Origin of the sequence: Erythrobacter sp. LQ02-29 (assembly GCF_022576075.2) — a bacterium.
Lineage (GTDB): Bacteria > Pseudomonadota > Alphaproteobacteria > Sphingomonadales > Sphingomonadaceae > Alteriqipengyuania.
This window is the reverse complement of the sequence record NZ_JANCNT010000001.1, coordinates 2,645,768-2,663,372: the sequence shown is the minus strand read 5'-3', so window position 1 is coordinate 2,663,372 and position 17,605 is coordinate 2,645,768. Positions and strand designations below refer to the sequence as shown.

14 protein-coding genes are annotated in these 17,605 nt (G+C 61.5%); 7 read left to right on the top strand and 7 right to left on the bottom strand.

What is annotated here, in order from left to right; translation table 11 throughout:
- Positions 1–27 precede the first annotated feature (27 nt).
- Both MKP08_RS12955 and MKP08_RS12950 read right to left on the bottom strand, forming a co-directional pair.
- Positions 28–621, bottom strand: coding sequence for an FMN-binding negative transcriptional regulator (locus tag MKP08_RS12955; RefSeq protein WP_241554178.1), 594 nt, complete (start codon positions 619–621; stop codon positions 28–30).
- Positions 605–1,579, bottom strand: a complete 975-nt coding sequence (locus tag MKP08_RS12950) for an alpha/beta hydrolase fold domain-containing protein (protein WP_241554177.1) — start codon at positions 1,577–1,579, stop codon at positions 605–607. Before MKP08_RS12950 ends, MKP08_RS12955 begins: the two co-directional genes overlap by 17 nt.
- Before the next feature lie 175 nt (positions 1,580–1,754).
- Here MKP08_RS12950 and MKP08_RS12945 point away from each other — a divergent pair, with 175 nt between their 5' ends.
- Complete coding sequence (locus MKP08_RS12945) at positions 1,755–2,516, top strand: helix-turn-helix domain-containing protein (protein ID WP_241554176.1); 762 nt, start codon at positions 1,755–1,757, stop codon at positions 2,514–2,516.
- A 170-nt stretch (positions 2,517–2,686) separates the two neighbouring features.
- Here MKP08_RS12945 and MKP08_RS12940 read toward each other — a convergent pair whose 3' ends face one another.
- A complete protein-coding gene (locus tag MKP08_RS12940; protein WP_241554175.1) occupies positions 2,687–4,051 on the bottom strand; it encodes a hypothetical protein in 1,365 nt (454 codons plus the stop codon).
- A gap of 99 nt (positions 4,052–4,150) precedes the next feature.
- Between MKP08_RS12940 and MKP08_RS12935 the strand changes: the two genes are divergently transcribed.
- Positions 4,151–6,412 carry a penicillin acylase family protein gene (locus MKP08_RS12935; RefSeq protein WP_241554174.1) on the top strand — a complete coding sequence of 754 codons (2,262 nt, stop codon included), beginning with the start codon at positions 4,151–4,153 and terminating at the stop codon, positions 6,410–6,412.
- A 38-nt stretch (positions 6,413–6,450) separates the two neighbouring features.
- On the opposite strand, the gene MKP08_RS12930 is transcribed toward MKP08_RS12935, so the two are convergent.
- Together MKP08_RS12930 and MKP08_RS12925 are read right to left on the bottom strand one after the other, a co-directional pair.
- Positions 6,451–7,224, bottom strand: coding sequence for a FadR/GntR family transcriptional regulator (locus tag MKP08_RS12930; protein WP_241554173.1), 774 nt, complete (start codon positions 7,222–7,224; stop codon positions 6,451–6,453).
- 52 nt (positions 7,225–7,276) lie between these two features.
- On the bottom strand, positions 7,277–8,137 hold the full coding sequence (locus MKP08_RS12925) for an SMP-30/gluconolactonase/LRE family protein (protein WP_241555610.1): 861 nt from the start codon (positions 8,135–8,137) through the stop codon (positions 7,277–7,279).
- A gap of 103 nt (positions 8,138–8,240) precedes the next feature.
- On the opposite strand from MKP08_RS12925, the gene MKP08_RS12920 reads away from it, so the two are divergent.
- Genes MKP08_RS12920 through MKP08_RS12900 form a run of 5 tightly spaced genes read left to right on the top strand, consistent with a single transcriptional unit; the run spans position 8,241 to position 13,609 of the window.
- Positions 8,241–9,230, top strand: coding sequence for a substrate-binding domain-containing protein (locus tag MKP08_RS12920; protein WP_241554172.1), 990 nt, complete (start codon positions 8,241–8,243; stop codon positions 9,228–9,230).
- On the top strand, positions 9,227–10,759 hold the full coding sequence (araG, locus tag MKP08_RS12915; protein ID WP_241554171.1) for an L-arabinose ABC transporter ATP-binding protein AraG: 1,533 nt from the start codon (positions 9,227–9,229) through the stop codon (positions 10,757–10,759). Before MKP08_RS12920 ends, araG begins: the two co-directional genes overlap by 4 nt.
- On the top strand, positions 10,756–11,745 hold the full coding sequence (gene araH, locus MKP08_RS12910) for an L-arabinose ABC transporter permease AraH (RefSeq protein ID WP_241554170.1): 990 nt from the start codon (positions 10,756–10,758) through the stop codon (positions 11,743–11,745). Before araG ends, araH begins: the two co-directional genes overlap by 4 nt.
- Positions 11,745–12,890, top strand: coding sequence for a galactonate dehydratase (gene dgoD / locus MKP08_RS12905; RefSeq protein WP_256970099.1), 1,146 nt, complete (start codon positions 11,745–11,747; stop codon positions 12,888–12,890). Before araH ends, dgoD begins: the two co-directional genes overlap by 1 nt.
- Positions 12,884–13,609 carry an SDR family NAD(P)-dependent oxidoreductase gene (locus MKP08_RS12900; RefSeq protein WP_241554168.1) on the top strand — a complete coding sequence of 242 codons (726 nt, stop codon included), beginning with the start codon at positions 12,884–12,886 and terminating at the stop codon, positions 13,607–13,609. Before dgoD ends, MKP08_RS12900 begins: the two co-directional genes overlap by 7 nt.
- On the opposite strand, the gene MKP08_RS12895 is transcribed toward MKP08_RS12900, so the two are convergent.
- Positions 13,585–14,643: an aldose epimerase family protein gene (locus tag MKP08_RS12895; protein ID WP_241554167.1), complete on the bottom strand. Its 1,059-nt coding sequence runs from the start codon at positions 14,641–14,643 to the stop codon at positions 13,585–13,587. The two genes, MKP08_RS12900 and MKP08_RS12895, sit on opposite strands and share 25 nt — an antisense overlap.
- Before the next feature lie 69 nt (positions 14,644–14,712).
- On the bottom strand, positions 14,713–17,544 hold the full coding sequence (locus MKP08_RS12890) for a TonB-dependent receptor (protein WP_241554166.1): 2,832 nt from the start codon (positions 17,542–17,544) through the stop codon (positions 14,713–14,715).
- Positions 17,545–17,605: the final 61 nt, after the last annotated feature.

The following is a 17,605-nucleotide window of genomic DNA, read 5'->3' as shown; positions in this document are numbered from 1 at the left end:
GTGTTGGACCGCTCCGCGCGTTACGGCTTAGCCGCCTGCTTCGTGGAAGGCGCGCATCCATTGCGCCAGATCGCGGTCGGGATGGCCGTTCACGATCTCCTCGAACGCATCCGCCTGTTCGCCCTGACCCAGTTTGAACGCGGGCACGAAGCGGCGGATATGCGCGCGAAACGCGACGATCGCGCGCAGCATTCCATGATAGCGCTCCCCCAGCTCGGCGGCGGTCCAGCGGTCTTCGCCCAGCCCCTGCATGTGTTCCAGCAGACGGTTGATAGCTTCTTCCGTCTCGTCCTCGACCAGTTCGATTTCGACTTCGAACCGGGCGGCAGCATAATTCCAGGTGGCACCCCAGTTGCGCTCCGACACGAGATCGTTCGAAACGAAGCCGTCCGGCCCGCTGAAGAGGATCAGCCCGGCGGGGTCGGACGCGAAATCCTTCACGAGTGGATTGCGGCGGCCGCAATGGCCGAGCAGGGATACCACCTTGCCGTTATCGTTGCGCTCCGCCAGCAAGGGCAGCGGGCTGGCGCTGAACGCGCGCGAAATCACCCAGGCCAGCGGATATTCGTCGATCAGCCGGCTCGCGGCCTGCCAGTGGAAGGCCTCAGGCGTCGCGGCCATCGTCGATCAGATCCAACCGTTCACGCAACCAGGCCGAGGCCTCGTCCAGCGCCGCGTTCGCGATCGCGGCGATCGACATCGCTTCCAGGAAGCTATGGGTCGCTCCGCGATAGGTTCGCTCGGTAACCTCGCCTCCGGCCGCGGCCATGCGCGCGGCCAGCGCGTAATTGCTGTCCGCCAGGATGTCGCATTCGGCGATGGCGAAGAAGGCAGGGGGCAGATCGCGAAGATCGGCCAGAGCGGGCGCGACCAGCGGATTGGTCAGATCATCCGCATTGGCCACATAGCCTTGCCAATAGGCATCCATTTCCGCAATCTCCAGCGGATAGGGCGGCTCGCCATAGCGCGCGTAGCTTCCCGTCGGTTGTGGATCGTAGGCCCCGTAATTCAGCAGCATTGCGGCCAGGGGCGCGTCACCCTTCGCACGTCGTAACAGGCAGGATGATACCGAAAGGTTCGCGCCCGCGCTGTCGCCGCCGATTGCGATGCGGCCAGTATCGAGGCCCAATGCCTCACCTTCGCGCTCCAGCCAGGCAAGCGCGGTCGCGATCTCCTCCAATGCCACGGGAAACCGGTGTTCGGGCGCGAGCGAATAATCGACGCCGACCACCGCGATCTGCGCGCGCGCCGCGTATTCGCGCATCAGACGGTCGTGTGTTTCGATGCTGAACAGCTGCCATCCGCCACCATGGATATAGAACAGCACCGGCAGGCCCGGCTTGTCGACGGGCCGGTGCAGTCGCAGTCGCACCCCGTCGGCGTCGAGCTCGCGCGTTTGGGCCATCTGCGGACCGCCCAGCCGCCAGCGTTCGCGCACATCCTCCGCAATGGCGCGGCGTTCCACCATGGGCAGGGTATCGCTGGCCCCCCGGGCCGCGTTGTCTTGCGCCATCTGCTCCAAGAACCGTGCGATATCGGGATCGAGCGGCGCGGCCCTCCGGGCGTCAATCGTTTCCATCGGCCGCTCTCCTCCGCTGCTAAGTCGTTCGAGCGATGTAGTGTCTTGTCCGATCCGCCTCCACGAAGAAGAGGCCAATCACCCCCATGATCAGGCCGCGCACTGTCATCGACACGAAATATTTGATAGCGCCGCCTGATCCGGAGGGGCTCGTCCACCCTGTGGGAGAGTGGGGTTGAAGCATAGTCACGACGTCTTGGCACTTGACCGGCCGGTGGTCGCGCTCGTCGACGAATATCCAGCCGGGTTCGTCGATCCGATGCATCGCCACAATCACGTGCAGGTTCTTTACGCATCGGCCGGGGTGATGAGCGTGCGAACGCGCGGTTCCAGCTTCGTCGTGCCGCCACAACGGGCGGTGTGGATCCCCGCGGACGTGGAACACGAGGTTTCGTGCCGCGGCGATGTCTCGCTGCGCACGCTGTATCTTACGTCCAAGGATGCGCTGACCCGCGAGACCGGCGAATGCCGGGTGTTCGAGGTGTCGGAATTCCTGCGTGCCCTCATCCTCGAAACGTCGCGTCTGGATCCCGAGTACGATCAGGAAGGTCGTGCGGGCCGGATCATCGCCTTGCTGCTGGAGGAGATCGGGCGGATGCCGGAAACCCCCTATCGCGTCTCGATGCCGTCCGACCCCCGACTGCTGCGCGTGTGCGAGGCGCTGCTCGCCGACCCTTCCGATCCACGCGATCTGGACGATTGGGCCCGGCTTGCCGGCATGGGTCGACGCACCCTGACTCGCAATTTCAAGGCGGAGACCGGAATGGGCCTGGCGGTCTGGCGTCAGCAGGTGCGGTTGATGGAAGCGATCGCCCTGATGGCCACCGGCATGTCGATCACACGTGCGGCGTATGAAATCGGCTACGACAGTCCCAGCGGATTCACGGCAATGTTCCGCCGAGCCTTCGGCTACGCGCCGAGCCACCGTGACTGGTGAGGCATCGAGCGGCTGATGGGTAACCTTATTCTTAGGGCGCTTGCAAAGAGGATGCGCTTACGGGACTGCCGCAGTGGTAACAAAGCAATGCTCCGGTCCAGCAGGAAAGGAATCTGTCAAATCCTGCAGCAGGGGCCGCAAAGCGCATTCTTTAGAAAACTATCCGCCTGCTAGTCCATGACGAGGATATGATCCGATCGCAGCCATAGGGGCGGAAGGCAGAGCGGAGTATCCGACAGGGGCAGCACGGAATCCGCTATCGCTACACCCAATGTGTCGGTCAGGAACTGCCGCCGCGCCGAAATGCGTTTCCAGACATCGGGATATTGTTGCGCCAGATCGTCCCGCAAACTGCGATCCGCGAATACTAGGCTGTCTTCGCAATTGAGAGCCCAGCCGTCGCGCATAGGCGCAGGAATGATGTCCACCTGCATATGCATGCCTGAGCGGATACGATCGGAGGACCCAGGACGGATGGGTGTGTGCGACCATTCCTCATGCCCGGTCAGATGCCCGGGGTTGAGAAGCGAACGAAGCCCACCGTCCGATAGAACGCCCGTAACCTCGTCATGAATGAGGCCCCCTTCCACATCGATATCGGCCGTGGCGTACCAACGTACCAGTCCAGCGAAGTAAGCGGCGGCGACCTCTACGAATGCATCGTCGTGGTCTTCGACCAATCCGCCCCGGGCTGTCAGACCGCCCCAGAGACCCACCGCGGTGGAAACGCCGTCTCCCTTGTTGATCCGTCGCCAGCCTGGGCTTTTCAGGCCGATCAGCGGTCCACCCGCAGCGTCGCCCGAAGCCAGCATCGGGTGGGCTGATACGGGCTCGCCGCGATAGTTCATACGCAAGGCGGCATCCCGCTCCGTGTCGCCGGGCCGTATCCTGCCGATAACGTTCCAAACCATTTGCGAGGTTCGCGCCGCAGCCCCCTCGAACACAGCGATCTGATCAGCGCTGATGATAGATCGCTGCCCGTCCTGCGGATGTAGCAGGACCTCGGTGCGATCTACTACGCTGTCTGCGCCGACCGTCCGCTGGAGCGCGGCTAGGTAAGGAGCGGGGAGGAATGGGGGGCGAGGTTCTTCGGGCCATTCAGCAGCTTCGAGGTACTTCCAGCCGATCACTCCCACGCTGTCGCCTCTCTTCAACCCGATTTCGCTCAAGACGTGATCGAGCCGGGGGGCAGTCGTTCGATCCTGACCAGGCAGGCTCATCGTCTGCGAAAGGAAGACTTCGAGGTCGGGTAGAGGAGAAACCGAGGTGTACGATACGCACTCGTTCCCGGTAACGATGATCCGCCTTCCTCCGGAACCCAGCAGGAGCAGGGCTTCTTCGAACCTCGGCTCGAAACCCGAAAGGTACATCACATTGGCGAAGTGCTCCCGGTCGGCATAGACGTAGAGCCAGTCGGTGCCTGCCGTCCGTAGCGCGGTGTCGCAGCGTTCGGCGTAACGCTTCGCAGAGATGGGCGCAGGCGCACCGATCGGGCCAAAATCCGGGATGGCGACATGGCGCAGCGAAATGGACAAGGTGATCTCCTGTAATTCAAATCCGCCGACGGGACTTGGCTTGCTCAATTATATATGATTTATAGTGAGAGCAAGAGCTTGGTGCGGAGGGAAGTGACGATGGGGGGAAAGTGGTTCGCAGGTTTAGCGGTGAGCGTCTTTGCGCTCGGCCTTTCTCCTTCGAGTGCGAAGGACGCACCGCGGTCGGAGCGGGTCACCATCGTGCGCGACGGTTACGGCATTGCGCATATTCATGGTCGTAGCGATGCCGATGCCGTTTTCGGCATGATCTATGCTCAGGCGGAAGACGACTTTCCAAGAATAGAGCGCAATTATCTAACCGCGCTTGGACGGCTTGCCGAAGCGGAAGGTGAGAGTGCGGTGTGGTCCGACGTGCGCCAGCGCCTGTTTCTCGACCTTGATAAACTGAAGGCGGACTACCGGACCTCTCCCGATTGGCTGCGCGATCTGATGGATGCCTGGGCGTCGGGCCTGAACTACTATCTTGCCACCCATCCCGACACCCATCCCAAAGTTCTGACCCGGTTCGAACCTTGGATGGCGCTCGCCTTTTCCGAGGGCAGTATCGGCGGCGACATCGAGCGCGGCGTTGATCTTCGCGCCTTGCAGGCATTCTACGACGGGCCCGATCGCCAGGCGCGCCCCGACCTTGTCGCTCTGTTGACCAGCGAAGCTGGCGAGATGGTGGAGCCCAAGGGGTCGAACGGTATTGCGATCGGGCCGTCACGCAGCAAAAGCGGCAGTCCGCTTCTATGGATCAACCCTCACACCAGCTTCTTCTTTCGCGCGGAACAGCAAGTGTCGAGCGATGCGGGCCTTGATGCCTATGGCGCAGCGACCTGGGGCCAGTTTTTCATCTATCAGGGCTTCAACCGGCATATCGGCTGGATGCATACCTCGAGCGGCGTCGACAACATCGACGAATTCGCGTTAGAAGTCAGGCGTAAGGGCGGTCGCCTGCAATACCGCTACGGCACCGACTGGCGACCCGTTCGCAGCCGAACCGTATCGCTCAAAGTTCGCCAGCCGGATGGTACCAGCAAGCTTCGTCGCTTCACCCTGCTTTCGACCCACCACGGGCCGGTCATCCGGGAAGAGAACGGCCGCTGGATCGCGGTGGGCATGCTGAACAACCCGCGCGCGGCGCTCGAGCAAAGCTACCTTAGGACCAAAGCGCATTCACTGGACGGATATCTCGAGGCGTCGAGCCGGATGGCGAACAGTTCCAACAATACGATCTTTGCTGCCGACGACGGCACGATAGCCTATCTTCATCCTCAGTTCGTTCCTCGCCGTAACGATCGCTTCGACTATACCCGACCAGTCGATGGAAGCGATCCAGCAACCGATTGGCAGGGCCTCCACGATCTCGACCAGCTTCCCCAGGTCATCCGGCCCAAAAGCGGTTGGGTCGTCAATACCAACAATCACCCCTGGAGCGCGGCGGGTGAAGACAGCCCCGAGCAAGGGGATTTTCCGCGTTACATGGACCAGTTCGGTGAAAACCCTCGCGGACGCCATGCTGTCGCCCTGCTGTCGGGTCAGCACATGTTCGACGCAAAAGACCTGACGAGGGCCGCCTTCGATAGCTTTCTTCCCCTGTTTGACGATCAGATACCGGGATTGAAAAGAGGCTTGCTTGCGCTGCCGGATGGCGATCCGAGAAAGGAGAAGCTCACCGCGCCCGTTGCGATGCTGGACGGGTGGGACCGGCGCTGGAGTGTCACATCCGTGCCCACGGCGCTCGCTGTTTATTGGGGGGAAGCCTTATGGTCTGCTGAGGGTCCGAAAGCCTACGCTGCAAATGTGCCCCTTTTCACCTATTTCCGAACGCAGACGACCGACGCGGATCGCCTATCCGCGCTGGACACTGCGGTCGACAAGATGGTTCGCGAGCAGGGGGACTGGCGTATCGCCTGGGGTCGCATCAATCGGTTCCAGCGCATCGATGGCGCAATCGAACAGGACTTCCAGGACAAGGCGCCGAGTTTCCCCGTTGGCTTCACTTCGGGCAATTTCGGCTCGCTGGCTGCGTTCGGTGTGGTCCGGCAATCAGACGACCGATGCTTCTATGGCACCAGCGGCAACAGTTTTGTCGCTGTGGTCGAGTTCTCACCGGAGGGCCCACACGCCTGGGCGGTATCGGCGGGTGGAGAGAGTGGCGATCCGCAATCGCCGCATTTCAATGACCAGATTGTTCGCTACGCTACAGGCGCCCTGCGACCGGTCCCCTTTGCTGACGCGGATTTGCAAGCGCTGACAGGTCCGCGGTATCATCCAGGGATGGTACACGCGGAGGTCAAGTCGCCGCAGCCGGTCCCCGGTAGCAGTCCTTGCGGGCAACTGAATCCGGCGGGATAACAAGGGGGAAAGCGACGGGGAGCGCGTATCCGAACCGCCTACGGGCGGCCAGGGTGGTTTCCGGCAGTCAGCAAAAGGTCGAGTGCGCCCCGAATGAGCTCGCTCATGCGTTCGGAGGCCTGCAAAGCATCACCCTTTATAAGCGCATCGGCGACCCGCTTGTGATCCTTGGCGCTGGCCCTCGGCACACCCTTATACTCGTTTGTCCGCCGGATGGAGAACCGTAACGTGGTTTCGGTCAGGCCGGTGAACTGGCGCATGAAACGATTGTTGCTCGCCTCCAGGACTGCAATGTGAAAAGCGATGTCGGCTTCCAGCGCATCACCCTCGCCGCCGTCGGCTGCGAGCATTCGATCGATCGCATCCATGATCGCGCGGCGCTGAGGACCAGTCGCGGTATGGGCCGCGAGGCTCGCCGCGCGGGGTTCGATCGACATCCGGATTTCGGTGAAGTCGATGAGCAGATCGATCGAGAATTTGCGTTCGAGCATCCAGCGCAGAACATCGGGATCTAGGAGATTCCAGCTACTCTCGGGCTGGACCACGGTACCTGCGCGCTTGCGCGGCAGCAGGAGACCTTTGGCGGTCAACATTTTCACGGCCTCGCGAAGCACCGGCCGACTGGCGCCATAGCGCTGCGAGAGTTCCGCTTCGGTCGGAAAGCTGCGGGTCGAACTGTAGTGCTCGGTAACGATTGCGAGCCCCAGATCGTCAACGATGCTCTCGGTCAGGTTGCGTCCGTCCTCTGCTCCGCGCGACGTGGCAGAACTGGGAGCCGGTTTGCGGAGCGGGGCAGCGTTTTCGATTGTCACGATAGGATGTCTATTATCCCCTCGACTGCCATTCGCCAAGCCAGGCAGTAGCTTAGCCGGCATAGGCAGGGGTAGGAAGCCCGCGCACTCCTGGCTCGATTTCGAACAATGCGCCATCGTCGGGTGACCCTGGGGAGCCAAATTCCGCCGACGTCACGAACATCCGATCGAGGTTCGGGCCGGCGAAGGCACAGCTGGTGATATTGCTGGCGGGGAGCTGCACGCTGCGCATCAGTTTACCGGCTGGATCGAAACGGCTGACCCGGCCACCTGCCCAGTGCGCGATCCACAGCCCACCTTCGCTGTCCACCGTCATCCCGTCGGGGTATCCGTCCTCAGTCGCGAAGCGGATCCATTCCTCGCGCTCGCCTATGCCTTCGTCTTCCAAGCGCTCGAAGCGGTATACAACGCCGCGCCCGCTGTCGTTATGGTAGAGCCAGCGACCGTCAGGGCTGAATGCCGGACCATTGGTGACCTTATAACCATCGTCGACCATCGCGACCGACCCGTCTTCCGTCATGCGGTATAGCGCACCGCTCGCCTCCAGATCGCGATCGTCCTTGGAGCCGAACCATAGATTGCCTTCGGCGTCGACTTTCGCATCGTTCAGGCGGTTGTGCGGGCGATCTGGTTCGACCGGACAGACCAGCTCGGTCCGGCTTGTTTGTGGATCGAAGCGCGCAATGCTTTTGCGCAGGCCGACAAGGAGATCGGCATAATCGCGCCGCTCGACCGCCCAGCACACCATGTCGGGCATCGCGTGGCTCCGCACCACGTTCGTGTCCGGCTCGAGCGTATGTAGATGCGCGCCCAAGATATCGACCCAGTAGAGCAACCCGTTGCGGGCCGACCACATCGGTCCCTCGCCGAGCTGATCAACCCCGTCTCTAGGCAACACGCTATAATCGTCCATCAACAGGCCTTTCCTTGATTATAAATATGATATATAGCACCCGCAACGATTCATCCAGCGCGTTTGATCAGCGAACGCGGCGGAACAGGGAGGGGCAGAAACGATGGCGCTATCGCGGCGAAGCGTGGTTGGCACTGGCTTGGTGGGCAGTGCCGCTCTGCTTTCGGGCTGTACGCGTGCCCCCGCGGATATTCGCATCGGCTTCGTCGTCAAAATGCCCCAGGAACAGTGGTTCCAAGACGAATGGCGTTTCGCGAAGGCGGCGGCCCGTGATTTCGGGTTCACTCTTATAGAAATCGGCGCCGAGGATGGCGACCGGGTTCTGTCGGCCTTGTGGACCCTGTACGCGCGATATGCCCAGGGCTTCATAATCTGTGCGCCCGACCCCCGGCTCGGCCCGGCAATTGCGGAATATGCCGACCGGACGGGAATGAAAGCTCTCGCCGTGGACGACCGGCTAAGCGCTCCCGACGGCACACCCATCTCGCACATGCCCTATGTCGGTATCTCAGCTACCGCGATCGGAAGGTTGGCCGGCGAAGCGGCCGCAACGGAAGCGCGACGGCGCCAGTGGGACCCGGCTTCTACCGGAGTTCTGCGGCTGGCCTTCGACAGTCTGGAGACTGCGCAAGAACGCACTTCTGGCGCGATCGACGCGCTTGCCAGCGAGGGTTTCTCACAGGTGTTCGATGCTCCGCAACGCACCAGTGACACGGAGGGCGCTTTTACCGCAGCAGCCCCGGTGATCACTGCAAACCCGGCAATAGACCAGTGGATCATCATCGGACTGAACGATGAGAGCGTGATCGGGGGGGTACGCGCGGCCGAGGGGCTGTCGATGACCTCGGGCGATATCATCGGCGTCGGTATCGGCGGATCCGAGGCTGCTGTGTCGGAACTGGCAAAGCCTACCCCGACCGGCTTTTTCGCAACGGTCCTTCTGAGCGCCCGCCGTCATGGATACGACACCGCCGCGGCCATGTACCGGTGGATAAAGGATGGTGTTCGTCCACCGGCGGTTACCCTGACCAGCGGCACTCTCATGAACCGGGGCAACTTCAGGCAGATCCTGGCGCGCGAGGCGATCGCATGAGCGCGCTTCTGGAATATCGCGGCATCGGCAAGGTATTCCCGGGAGTGGTCGCGCTCGACGGGGTCAGCTTCGCGGTTGAGAGTGGCGAGGTGCGCGCACTTATCGGGGAGAACGGCGCGGGAAAATCCACCCTCCTGAAAATCCTGTCAGGTCAGTATCAGCCCGATAGCGGAGATTTGCTGGTCGACGGGCAGCCGCGCCATTTCACGTCGCCGCGCGAGAGCCAGGATGCAGGTATCGCGATCATCCATCAGGAATTGCAGCTTGCGCCGGAACTATCGGTGGCGGAAAACCTGATGCTCGGCGCGTTCCCGGCGCGGGGTGGGTTCGTAGATCGCCACGAACTGCGGGCCCGCGCGACCGAGGTACTCCTTCGCCTGGGCGAGCAAATCGATCCCGATACCAGGCTAGGGGATTTGTCGATCGGCCGACGCCAGATGGTTGAGATCGGGCGTGCGCTTTTGCGCGATGCGCGGATCATAGCCTTCGACGAGCCGACCAGTTCGCTCAGCACGCGCGAGGTCGAACGCCTGATGGAGATCATCGGCGATCTGCGTGGGGAGGGGAAGGCGATCCTCTACGTCAGTCATCGAATGGAGGAGGTCTACCGCCTAGCCGACACTGCGACTGTCCTTCGCGACGGTACCCATGTGCTGGATGCCGCGCCTGTCGGCCCTGCTGATGCCGACCGCCTCGTCGGGGCGATGGCGGGGCGCAAAATTGAAGATATCTATGGCTTCCGCGCGCGTGCTCTGGGCGGTCAATCCATTGCTCTGCATGGGGTAGAAGGTCACGGTTTGCGCCAGCCGGTCGACCTGTCCGCCTCTCGCGGCGAGATCGTCGGTCTTTTCGGCCTGGTGGGCGCCGGACGTTCGGAGCTCTTCCGCCTGATCTTCGGAGCCGAGCGACGCACGGCAGGTACGGTGATGATCGAGGGACGCGATCTGCCTCCCGAAAATCCGCGCGCCGCTATTGCGGCTGGTCTGGCATTTTGCCCGGAAGATCGGAAACGCGAAGGTATCGTTCCGCTAGCGCCTGTCCGGGAAAACCTGGCTTTGGCTTGGCGAAATTTGCACACCGCAACACCCTTGCTGCGGCCCTCACGGGAAGCGGCGCTGGCGGACGAGCAAATCGATGCACTGCGAATCAAGACCGCGAGCGCGGAGACGGCGATTGAAACGCTGTCGGGCGGTAATCAGCAAAAGGCTGTCATAGCGCGCTGGCTGATGGCCGATGCGCGGATCCTGCTTCTCGACGAACCCACGCGCGGCATCGACGTCGGGGCGCGCAGCGAGATCTACGACCTCATCTACAAGTTCGCGGAAGGAGGTGGGACGGTATTGTTTGCCTCGTCCGACATGCCGGAGGTTTTAGGGGTCGCCGACCGCATCGTGGTGATGCGCGAAGGAAGCGTGTCGGGTGTGGTCGCACGTGCCGACGCGACATCAGACCGGTTGCTGCGCCTCGCTCTGCCCGAAGCGAGCCCACCCATGTCCGACAATGGCGAGAAGGAAACTGTGCCCGCATGACCCGTCTACATCTGATGCGCCAAGCGTGGCCCGTGATCGTCCTGCTGGTCCTGCTCGCAGTGCTCTCGCTGGCAGTGCCCGACTTCCTCGGCATTCGTAACCTGCGCGGACTTTTGCTTTCTGTGACCCTCGTAGGGACGATCGCTGCTACCATGATGCTGGTCCTCGCGATGCGCGAGGTCGACCTCTCCGTTGGCTCTATCGTAGCATTTTCCGGGGTTCTTACCGCCGTCGCGATCAACGCCACAGGCAGCGTGCTGCTGGGCGTGCTGTCGGGTCTGGCTGGAGGCGCCGCGGTTGGTCTGTTCAATGGAGCGGTGGTCGCCGGCCTGAAAGTCAATTCGCTCATTGTCACGCTGGCAACGATGGAAGTCGTTCGCGGCCTCGCATTCCTTGTGTCGGGAGGCGAAAGCGTCGCGATACCGGTGCAGTCCTTCTACGCGCTGGGATCCGGGGGCTTCCTGGGTGTTAACTGGCCGATCTGGGCGATGATCGCGAGCTTCGCAATTTTCGGGCTGCTGCTCAGGCGCACCGTATTTGGACGCAACGTATTGGCGATCGGCGGAAACCCTGAGGCCGCGCGATTGGCCGGGGTGCCGATTACCCGGATCCGCATTACCGTCTTCGCCCTGCAGGGGCTCATTGCCGGACTGGCCGGGATTATCCTGGCCGCGCGCATTACCAGCGGGCAGCCCAATACCAGTGCAGGCCTGGAATTGGCTGTGATCTCTGCCTGCGTCCTGGGCGGTGTATCGCTCTCCGGCGGAGTTGGCACGATGGCCGGAGTGATCATCGGTGTACTCATCATGGGAACAGCGCAGAATGCCCTCAACCTGCTCAATGTCCCGACCTTTTACCAATATGTCGTGCGCGGCGGCATCCTACTGCTGGCCGTAATAGCCGATCGTCTGCGTCAGAGCGGGCGTCTCTCCGAACTTCGCCTGTGGCCATTGGCCGCTCGCACCGCTCTCGATCGGACCCGATGATGTCTAAAATCGTCTCAATGGAGCATTTTCTTGTTCCGCCACGCTGGCTCTTCGTGCGTATCGAAACAGACGATGGAGCCGTCGGGTGGGGTGAGGCCAGTTTGGAAGGGCATGGGGAGGCTGTAGCCGGCGCGCTCGACGCAGCACGTGATCGCTTGATCGGCCACGATGCTGATCGGATCGAAGACGCCTGGCAGATGATCTATCGGCTGGGGTTCTATCGCGGCGGGCCTGTTCTGATGTCTGCTCTGTCAGGTATCGATCAGGCGCTATGGGACCGCAGGGGCCGGGTGCTGAATGCTCCAGTATCCGATCTGTTAGGCGGGCGCGTGCGCGACCGGATCAGGGTTTATGCTTGGATCGGGGGAGACCGACCAGGTGACGTTGCCGAAGCTGCGGCTATGCGGCGGGAACAGGGCTTCGACGCAGTAAAGATGAACGGGACGGAGGACATGGCCTGGCTAGCTGGCCCGTCGGCGGTCGACGATGCGGTCGAACGGTTGGCTCAGGTTCGCGAAACCGGCCTGGACGTCGGGGTCGATCTGCATGGGCGCGTTCATCGTCCGATGGCGCGGCAAGTGGTTCGCGCGCTCGAGCCGCTCGGACCGCTCTTCATCGAAGAGGTGCTGCTGAGCGAAAATCCCGAGGCGATCGCGCAAGTCGCCGCCCAAACTGCGGTTCCACTGGCGTTGGGAGAGCGCCTCTTCAGCCGCTGGGATTTCAAGCCGTTCTTCCAGTCAGCTGCGATCGATATTGCCCAACCCGATCTCAGTCATGCAGGTGGCATTTCGGAAGGACGCCGAATTGCCGCAATGGCGGAAACCTACGACGTGGCGCTGGCACCTCATTGTCCCCTTGGACCCTTGGCTTTGGCGTCTTGCCTCCAACTCGCTGCAACGTGTCCCAACTTCGTGATCCAGGAGATGTCGCTGGGAATTCATTATAACCAGGCAGATGCCGATCTTCTTACCTACCTCCAAAACCCCAAAGTACTCGACGTGAGCGACGGATCCGTCGCCGTGCTCGAGGGTGCAGGGCTAGGAGTAGAGATCGACGAGGAACGCGTTCGCCACGCTGCGCGCCAACCTCATCGCTGGCGTAACCCGGTTTGGCGTGGACCTGACGGATCGCTGCGGGAATGGTAAGCGCCGAACTGGAAGGAAAGGTCGCACTGGTAACGGGCGCGTCCGGCGGGATCGGTGCGGCGACTGCGGCCGTCTTCGCACGTGCCGGTGCGCATCTCGCACTGGTCGATAAGGCGCTCGGCTCCGAGCGGAACGCAGAGCAGGGAACGGTCGAGCGTATCGGCTGTGATCTGAGTGATGGGAAAGCGGTAAGCATGGCGTTCGAGAGAACTCTCGATCGCTTCGGCCGGGTCGACATCCTGGTGAACATCGCCGGTATCATGATATTCAAGCCGCTGGAGGAACAGTCCGAGCAAGACTGGCACCAGCTTCTGGCGATCAATCTGATCGCGCCCGCGCTTCTCAGCGGCTTGGTACTTCGGCATGGGGCGCCCGGCAGTTCGATTATCAACATTGCTTCCGTGCATGCCCGGCGCACATCTCCCCTCGTGGCATCCTACGCCGCGTCGAAGGCTGCGCTGGTCAGCCTCACCAGAAGCACGGCGATCGAAGGGCGTGAACGCGGTATTCGCTGCAATGCCATCCTTCCCGGGGCGATCGACACACCCCTGCTGCAACAGAGCCCAGCCATCCGTTCCGGTGAGGAGAGCCTCGATCCCGCGGACATAGGCCAACCCGATGATATTGCGCAGCTGGCCTTATATTTGGCTTCTCCCCGTGCCCGTTTTATCACCGGCGAGGACATTGTCGCAGATCACGGTCGGATGGGACGGCTCTGATCCGGGCTTGGGATCGCGCTGAAGCCGAGCCGCGTATGGGACCGATAGGTTTCACCGGGCAGCAGCCATGAGGGTGGGAAATGGGCATGGTTGACGCTGTCCGGAAACTGCTGGGTTTCGAGGCAAAGGCCCTGCCGCCTGCCAAAGTGTCCGGCCAGGCCGTTTCCTGAATAGAATTGCAGGGCAGGCTGATCGGTCTCGATTGCGAGCCGCCGACCAGAGTTCGGGTGGAAGAGCACTGCGGCTGGGCCGACCCTTTCGCGCCGCAGTATGAAAGCATGATTATAGCCGTCGCCCGCTCGTAGCTGGCTGTCCGGCATGGCGATCGCCTCGCCGATGCGTCGTTCCTCGCGAAAGTCGAAGGGTCCTTGTGCAACGCCACGTATTTCTCCTTGAGGAAGCTGGTCGCCATCGATCGGAAGAAACGTATCGGCAGCAATCTTCAGCACGTGGTCGTCGATTGTCTGCGCGCTGGTGCCCGATAGGTTGAAGTAAGGATGCGCAACGAGATTGACGGCTGTCGGAGCATCGGTAACGGCGCTGTAATCTATCGACAGCGAACCGGACTTCGCGACTTCGAACTCCGCGCGAGCTCGCAGGGTGCCCGGCCAACCTCCTTCGCCAGTGGGGCTAATGAGCTCGAGGCGGAGGTACGTCGAGGAAGCGGCTTTGGCCTTCCAGATCCGATGGCTGAAGCCCACCGGCCCCCCATGCAGCTGGTGAGGGCCTTCGTTTGCTTCTAACCGCACTAGGACACCGTCCTTGCGATATTGCGCGTGGCCTACGCGATTGGCGAAACGGCCGCAGGTCGCGCCGAGATAGTGATCGGATCCAGGTGCCCCCGCAGACGGGTAATGTGCAGGATCGGGATAACCGAGCAAGACATTGGCGATAATGCCGTCGCGATCAGGTGTTTCGATCCCCAAGATGGTCGCGCCGAGATCGGATATGATCACGCGGAAACTGCCGGCGGCGAGAACGAATTTCCGCGCGATACGGCCATCCGGAAGATGGTGAAGTGTACTGTTGTCCAATGGCCTCGGGGCTTGTTTTGGTGAAGAACGGGCTGCGATCCCTATTCGGAGACCGCAGCCCTGTCAGTGTCAGAAATTTGCGCGCAGGCCGACGGTTATGCGACGGCCCTGGTCGGAAACCGTGATCAGTCGCTCCTCGTACCGGGAATAGCTGCGGAAATCCTCGTTCGTCAGGTTCAAGACCTCTGCGAACAGCGACACACGATCGTTGAACTTGATCGAGCCGCTTAGGTCGATCTGGTCGTAACCGAAGATATTCTCCGGCTGGCTCTGCGGTCCGAACGTCTGACGAAGAAACGGCGCGCGCCAGTTGTATGCGCCCCTGATCTGGAAGGTATCGTCCTCGTAGAACAGGATCAGGTTGGCGGTATCGGACAGCCCTTCGACATTGAAAGTCTGGTTGCTGAGCGATGGATCGAACCGGATGGAGCTTTCGACCTTCGTGTAGTTGGCGGTTACGCCCATATTGTTGAACGGCGCCGGCAGGAAATCGAAGGTCGTCTGAACTGCTGCTTCCAGACCGTACACCTCGCCGTCCTGTGCGTTGTAGGGCCGGTTCGCCGTAAAGGTCAGGCCGAAATAGTTCTCGAACTGCTGTCCAGAGATGATGAAATTCTGCAGTTTCTTGTAGAAACCGGTCAGGCTCACATAGCTCGTGCGGCTGAGATAATAATCGATTGCCGCATCGGCGTTCCAGGCGAGGAACGGCTTTAGGTTGGGGTTGCCGCCGCTGACGGTATTAGAGTTCGGCGGACGGAACACGAAGCTCTGCGACAGTCCAAGCCGGCTGAGCGTAGGACGCGTGAGCGTGCGTGAACCGGCGAGACGGAATACCAGGTCGTCGGTCAGGTTCAGGCGAAAATTGAGCGACGGAAGCAGGTAGGTATACTTGTTGTCGGCATCGACCGGGATCGTCGGGCTATAGACGGGAACCGCCGCCGTCGGATCGGCCGGGTTCTGGATCACATCGAGCAATGTGACAGAATAGCCGGTCACATGGACATCGGTATGAACCAGGCGGCCGCCCGCGAGAAGGGTGTAGGGCATTTGGCCCAAAGTGCCTTCCGCGGAACCCTGGAGATAAGCCGCGAAGGTGTTTTCGCGCACGGTACCCGACCCGCGGTCGCGGTCGATCGGATCGAGGCTGTTATTGTTGCCCTGGTAGACTGCGAGAAAACGCTCGCGGGCCGCAATCGCCTCGGGGGAGTTGCCGCCTACTTGGTTTACCGCCGCGGCGGAGCCATAAAACTGGACGAGCGCGTCGCGATCGTAGGTGAGCCACGTCAGATCGCGTCCCAGCACATTGGCACTGAAATCGCTGAACAGGTTGGAAGGCGCAACTGCCTGGTACCCGCAGTAGAAGCAACCGAGAGGTTCGGGAGATTCACGCGAGATCGTGGTTTTCTTCCGATTTGTGAACAAAAGCCCGCCCTGGATCCGGTCGAGAAAGCCGCTGAGGTCCCAGGTCGCATCAATAGTCCCTTGATTGATGGTGTCCGAATTCCGCCCCCCGCGTTCCGAGCAGCAGTGGAGTCGGGGCGCCGATTTGTCGTTCGGGGCAAGCACGTTGGTCATTGTGGGCAACCCGTCCGGGCCATCGAGAACGAAGGTTGGCGTAACCCCGATCTGTCGCGTGCCAACGACGTAGAACAACTGGTCTGCTCCGCTCCGGGTGTTCGAATGCGCCGCGTCGAATACGATCTCGAGATCGTCGGCCGGATTCCACTGCGCGTTGGCCGCAATCTGATAGGTGCGCGCATCCTCCGGATTGGTCGCCAGGATATTGTCAGACGCGAGGCCCGCGGTTGGGGTTGCGGGCAGCACCGTAAACTGCGTCGCGGTGTTGTTCTGATTGATCGTCGCGCTCGTGATACGTCCCGGATCGACATAGTAGCCGAGCTGATTTGTCACGCTGGACGTCTTTTGCTGGGTGTAAAGGGCGTCGAGTTCCAGCCGCAGTGTGTCCGAAGGCGCGTAGTCGAGCGCAAACGTCCCGCCGATGCGTTCGCGGTCGTTATGGGTAGAGGTGAAGTTGAGCGTTCGCGGCAAGGCGACCCCGGTCCCCGGGCCCGAGGCGGTATCGTTCACCCCGTCTCCATCGCTGTCGATGTTCTGATTGATGATCCAGCCATCGGTGGAGATGTTGGATAGGGTCGAGATGCGTTTGTCGTAGACAAAGCTGGCAAGGATGCCGAACGTCTGGTCGTCGTTGGACTGGCTGATGAATCCAGAGGCGAACGGGGTTATCTTGTCTGCCGTGCTGTCATGCTGGCCAGCAATGCTTCCAGCAAAGTGAAATCCTGCACGATCCGTAGGACGAGCGGTTCGAAGGATGATCGTAGATCCGATTCCGCCTTCCTGGAGGCGTGCTTCGGACGATTTGTAGACCTCTGCGCCCGAGATGAGTTCGGAGGGAAGGATATTGAACGAGAACGACCTGCCGCCGCCAGTTGTCGAGAGCAGACGGTTGTTGAGCAGCACGGTGTTGAATTCCGGTCCCAATCCGCGAACCGTTACGCCGCTGCCTTCGCCGTTTACCCGGTCGACCGCGACCCCGGTTATACGCTGGAGCGACTCCGCGATGTTGGCGTCGGGAAAGTTGCCGATGTCTTCTGCCGAGATCGCGTCGACGACGCCGATGGTCTCGCGCTTCAGATCAAGCGCATTGCCGAGAGACGCCCGGATGCCTGTTACAACAATGACGTTATCATCCGCCTCGCCAGCGGGAATTTGCTCTCCGGTCGGCTGCGTCGTGCTTCCGGTTTCTTCGGCATCACCGGTGGTAGTGGTTCCTGCCGGCGGCTGATCATCGGGTGACATCGCGGCAGCGGATGCCGGAGCCACGATGTTCAGCGCCACGCCTGACAGCAGGCTGGCCAGCGAAAGTTTTCTAGCGTGCATTGTTATCCTCCCCCATGTGGTTCGACACCAAATTAAATATGATATAATGAAGGGCTTGTCG

Coding starts and splice junctions, on each gene's coding strand:
- MKP08_RS12900 (WP_241554168.1), top strand. CDS start 12,884: ATGGTAAGCGCCGAACTGGAAGGAAAGGTCGCACTGGTAACGGGCGCG.
- MKP08_RS12955 (WP_241554178.1), bottom strand. CDS start 621: ATGGCCGCGACGCCTGAGGCCTTCCACTGGCAGGCCGCGAGCCGGCTG.
- araH (WP_241554170.1), top strand. CDS start 10,756: ATGACCCGTCTACATCTGATGCGCCAAGCGTGGCCCGTGATCGTCCTG.
- MKP08_RS12890 (WP_241554166.1), bottom strand. CDS start 17,544: ATGCACGCTAGAAAACTTTCGCTGGCCAGCCTGCTGTCAGGCGTGGCG.
- MKP08_RS12935 (WP_241554174.1), top strand. CDS start 4,151: ATGGGGGGAAAGTGGTTCGCAGGTTTAGCGGTGAGCGTCTTTGCGCTC.
- MKP08_RS12950 (WP_241554177.1), bottom strand. CDS start 1,579: ATGGAAACGATTGACGCCCGGAGGGCCGCGCCGCTCGATCCCGATATC.
- MKP08_RS12920 (WP_241554172.1), top strand. CDS start 8,241: ATGGCGCTATCGCGGCGAAGCGTGGTTGGCACTGGCTTGGTGGGCAGT.
- dgoD (WP_256970099.1), top strand. CDS start 11,745: ATGTCTAAAATCGTCTCAATGGAGCATTTTCTTGTTCCGCCACGCTGG.
- araG (WP_241554171.1), top strand. CDS start 9,227: ATGAGCGCGCTTCTGGAATATCGCGGCATCGGCAAGGTATTCCCGGGA.
- MKP08_RS12925 (WP_241555610.1), bottom strand. CDS start 8,137: ATGGACGATTATAGCGTGTTGCCTAGAGACGGGGTTGATCAGCTCGGC.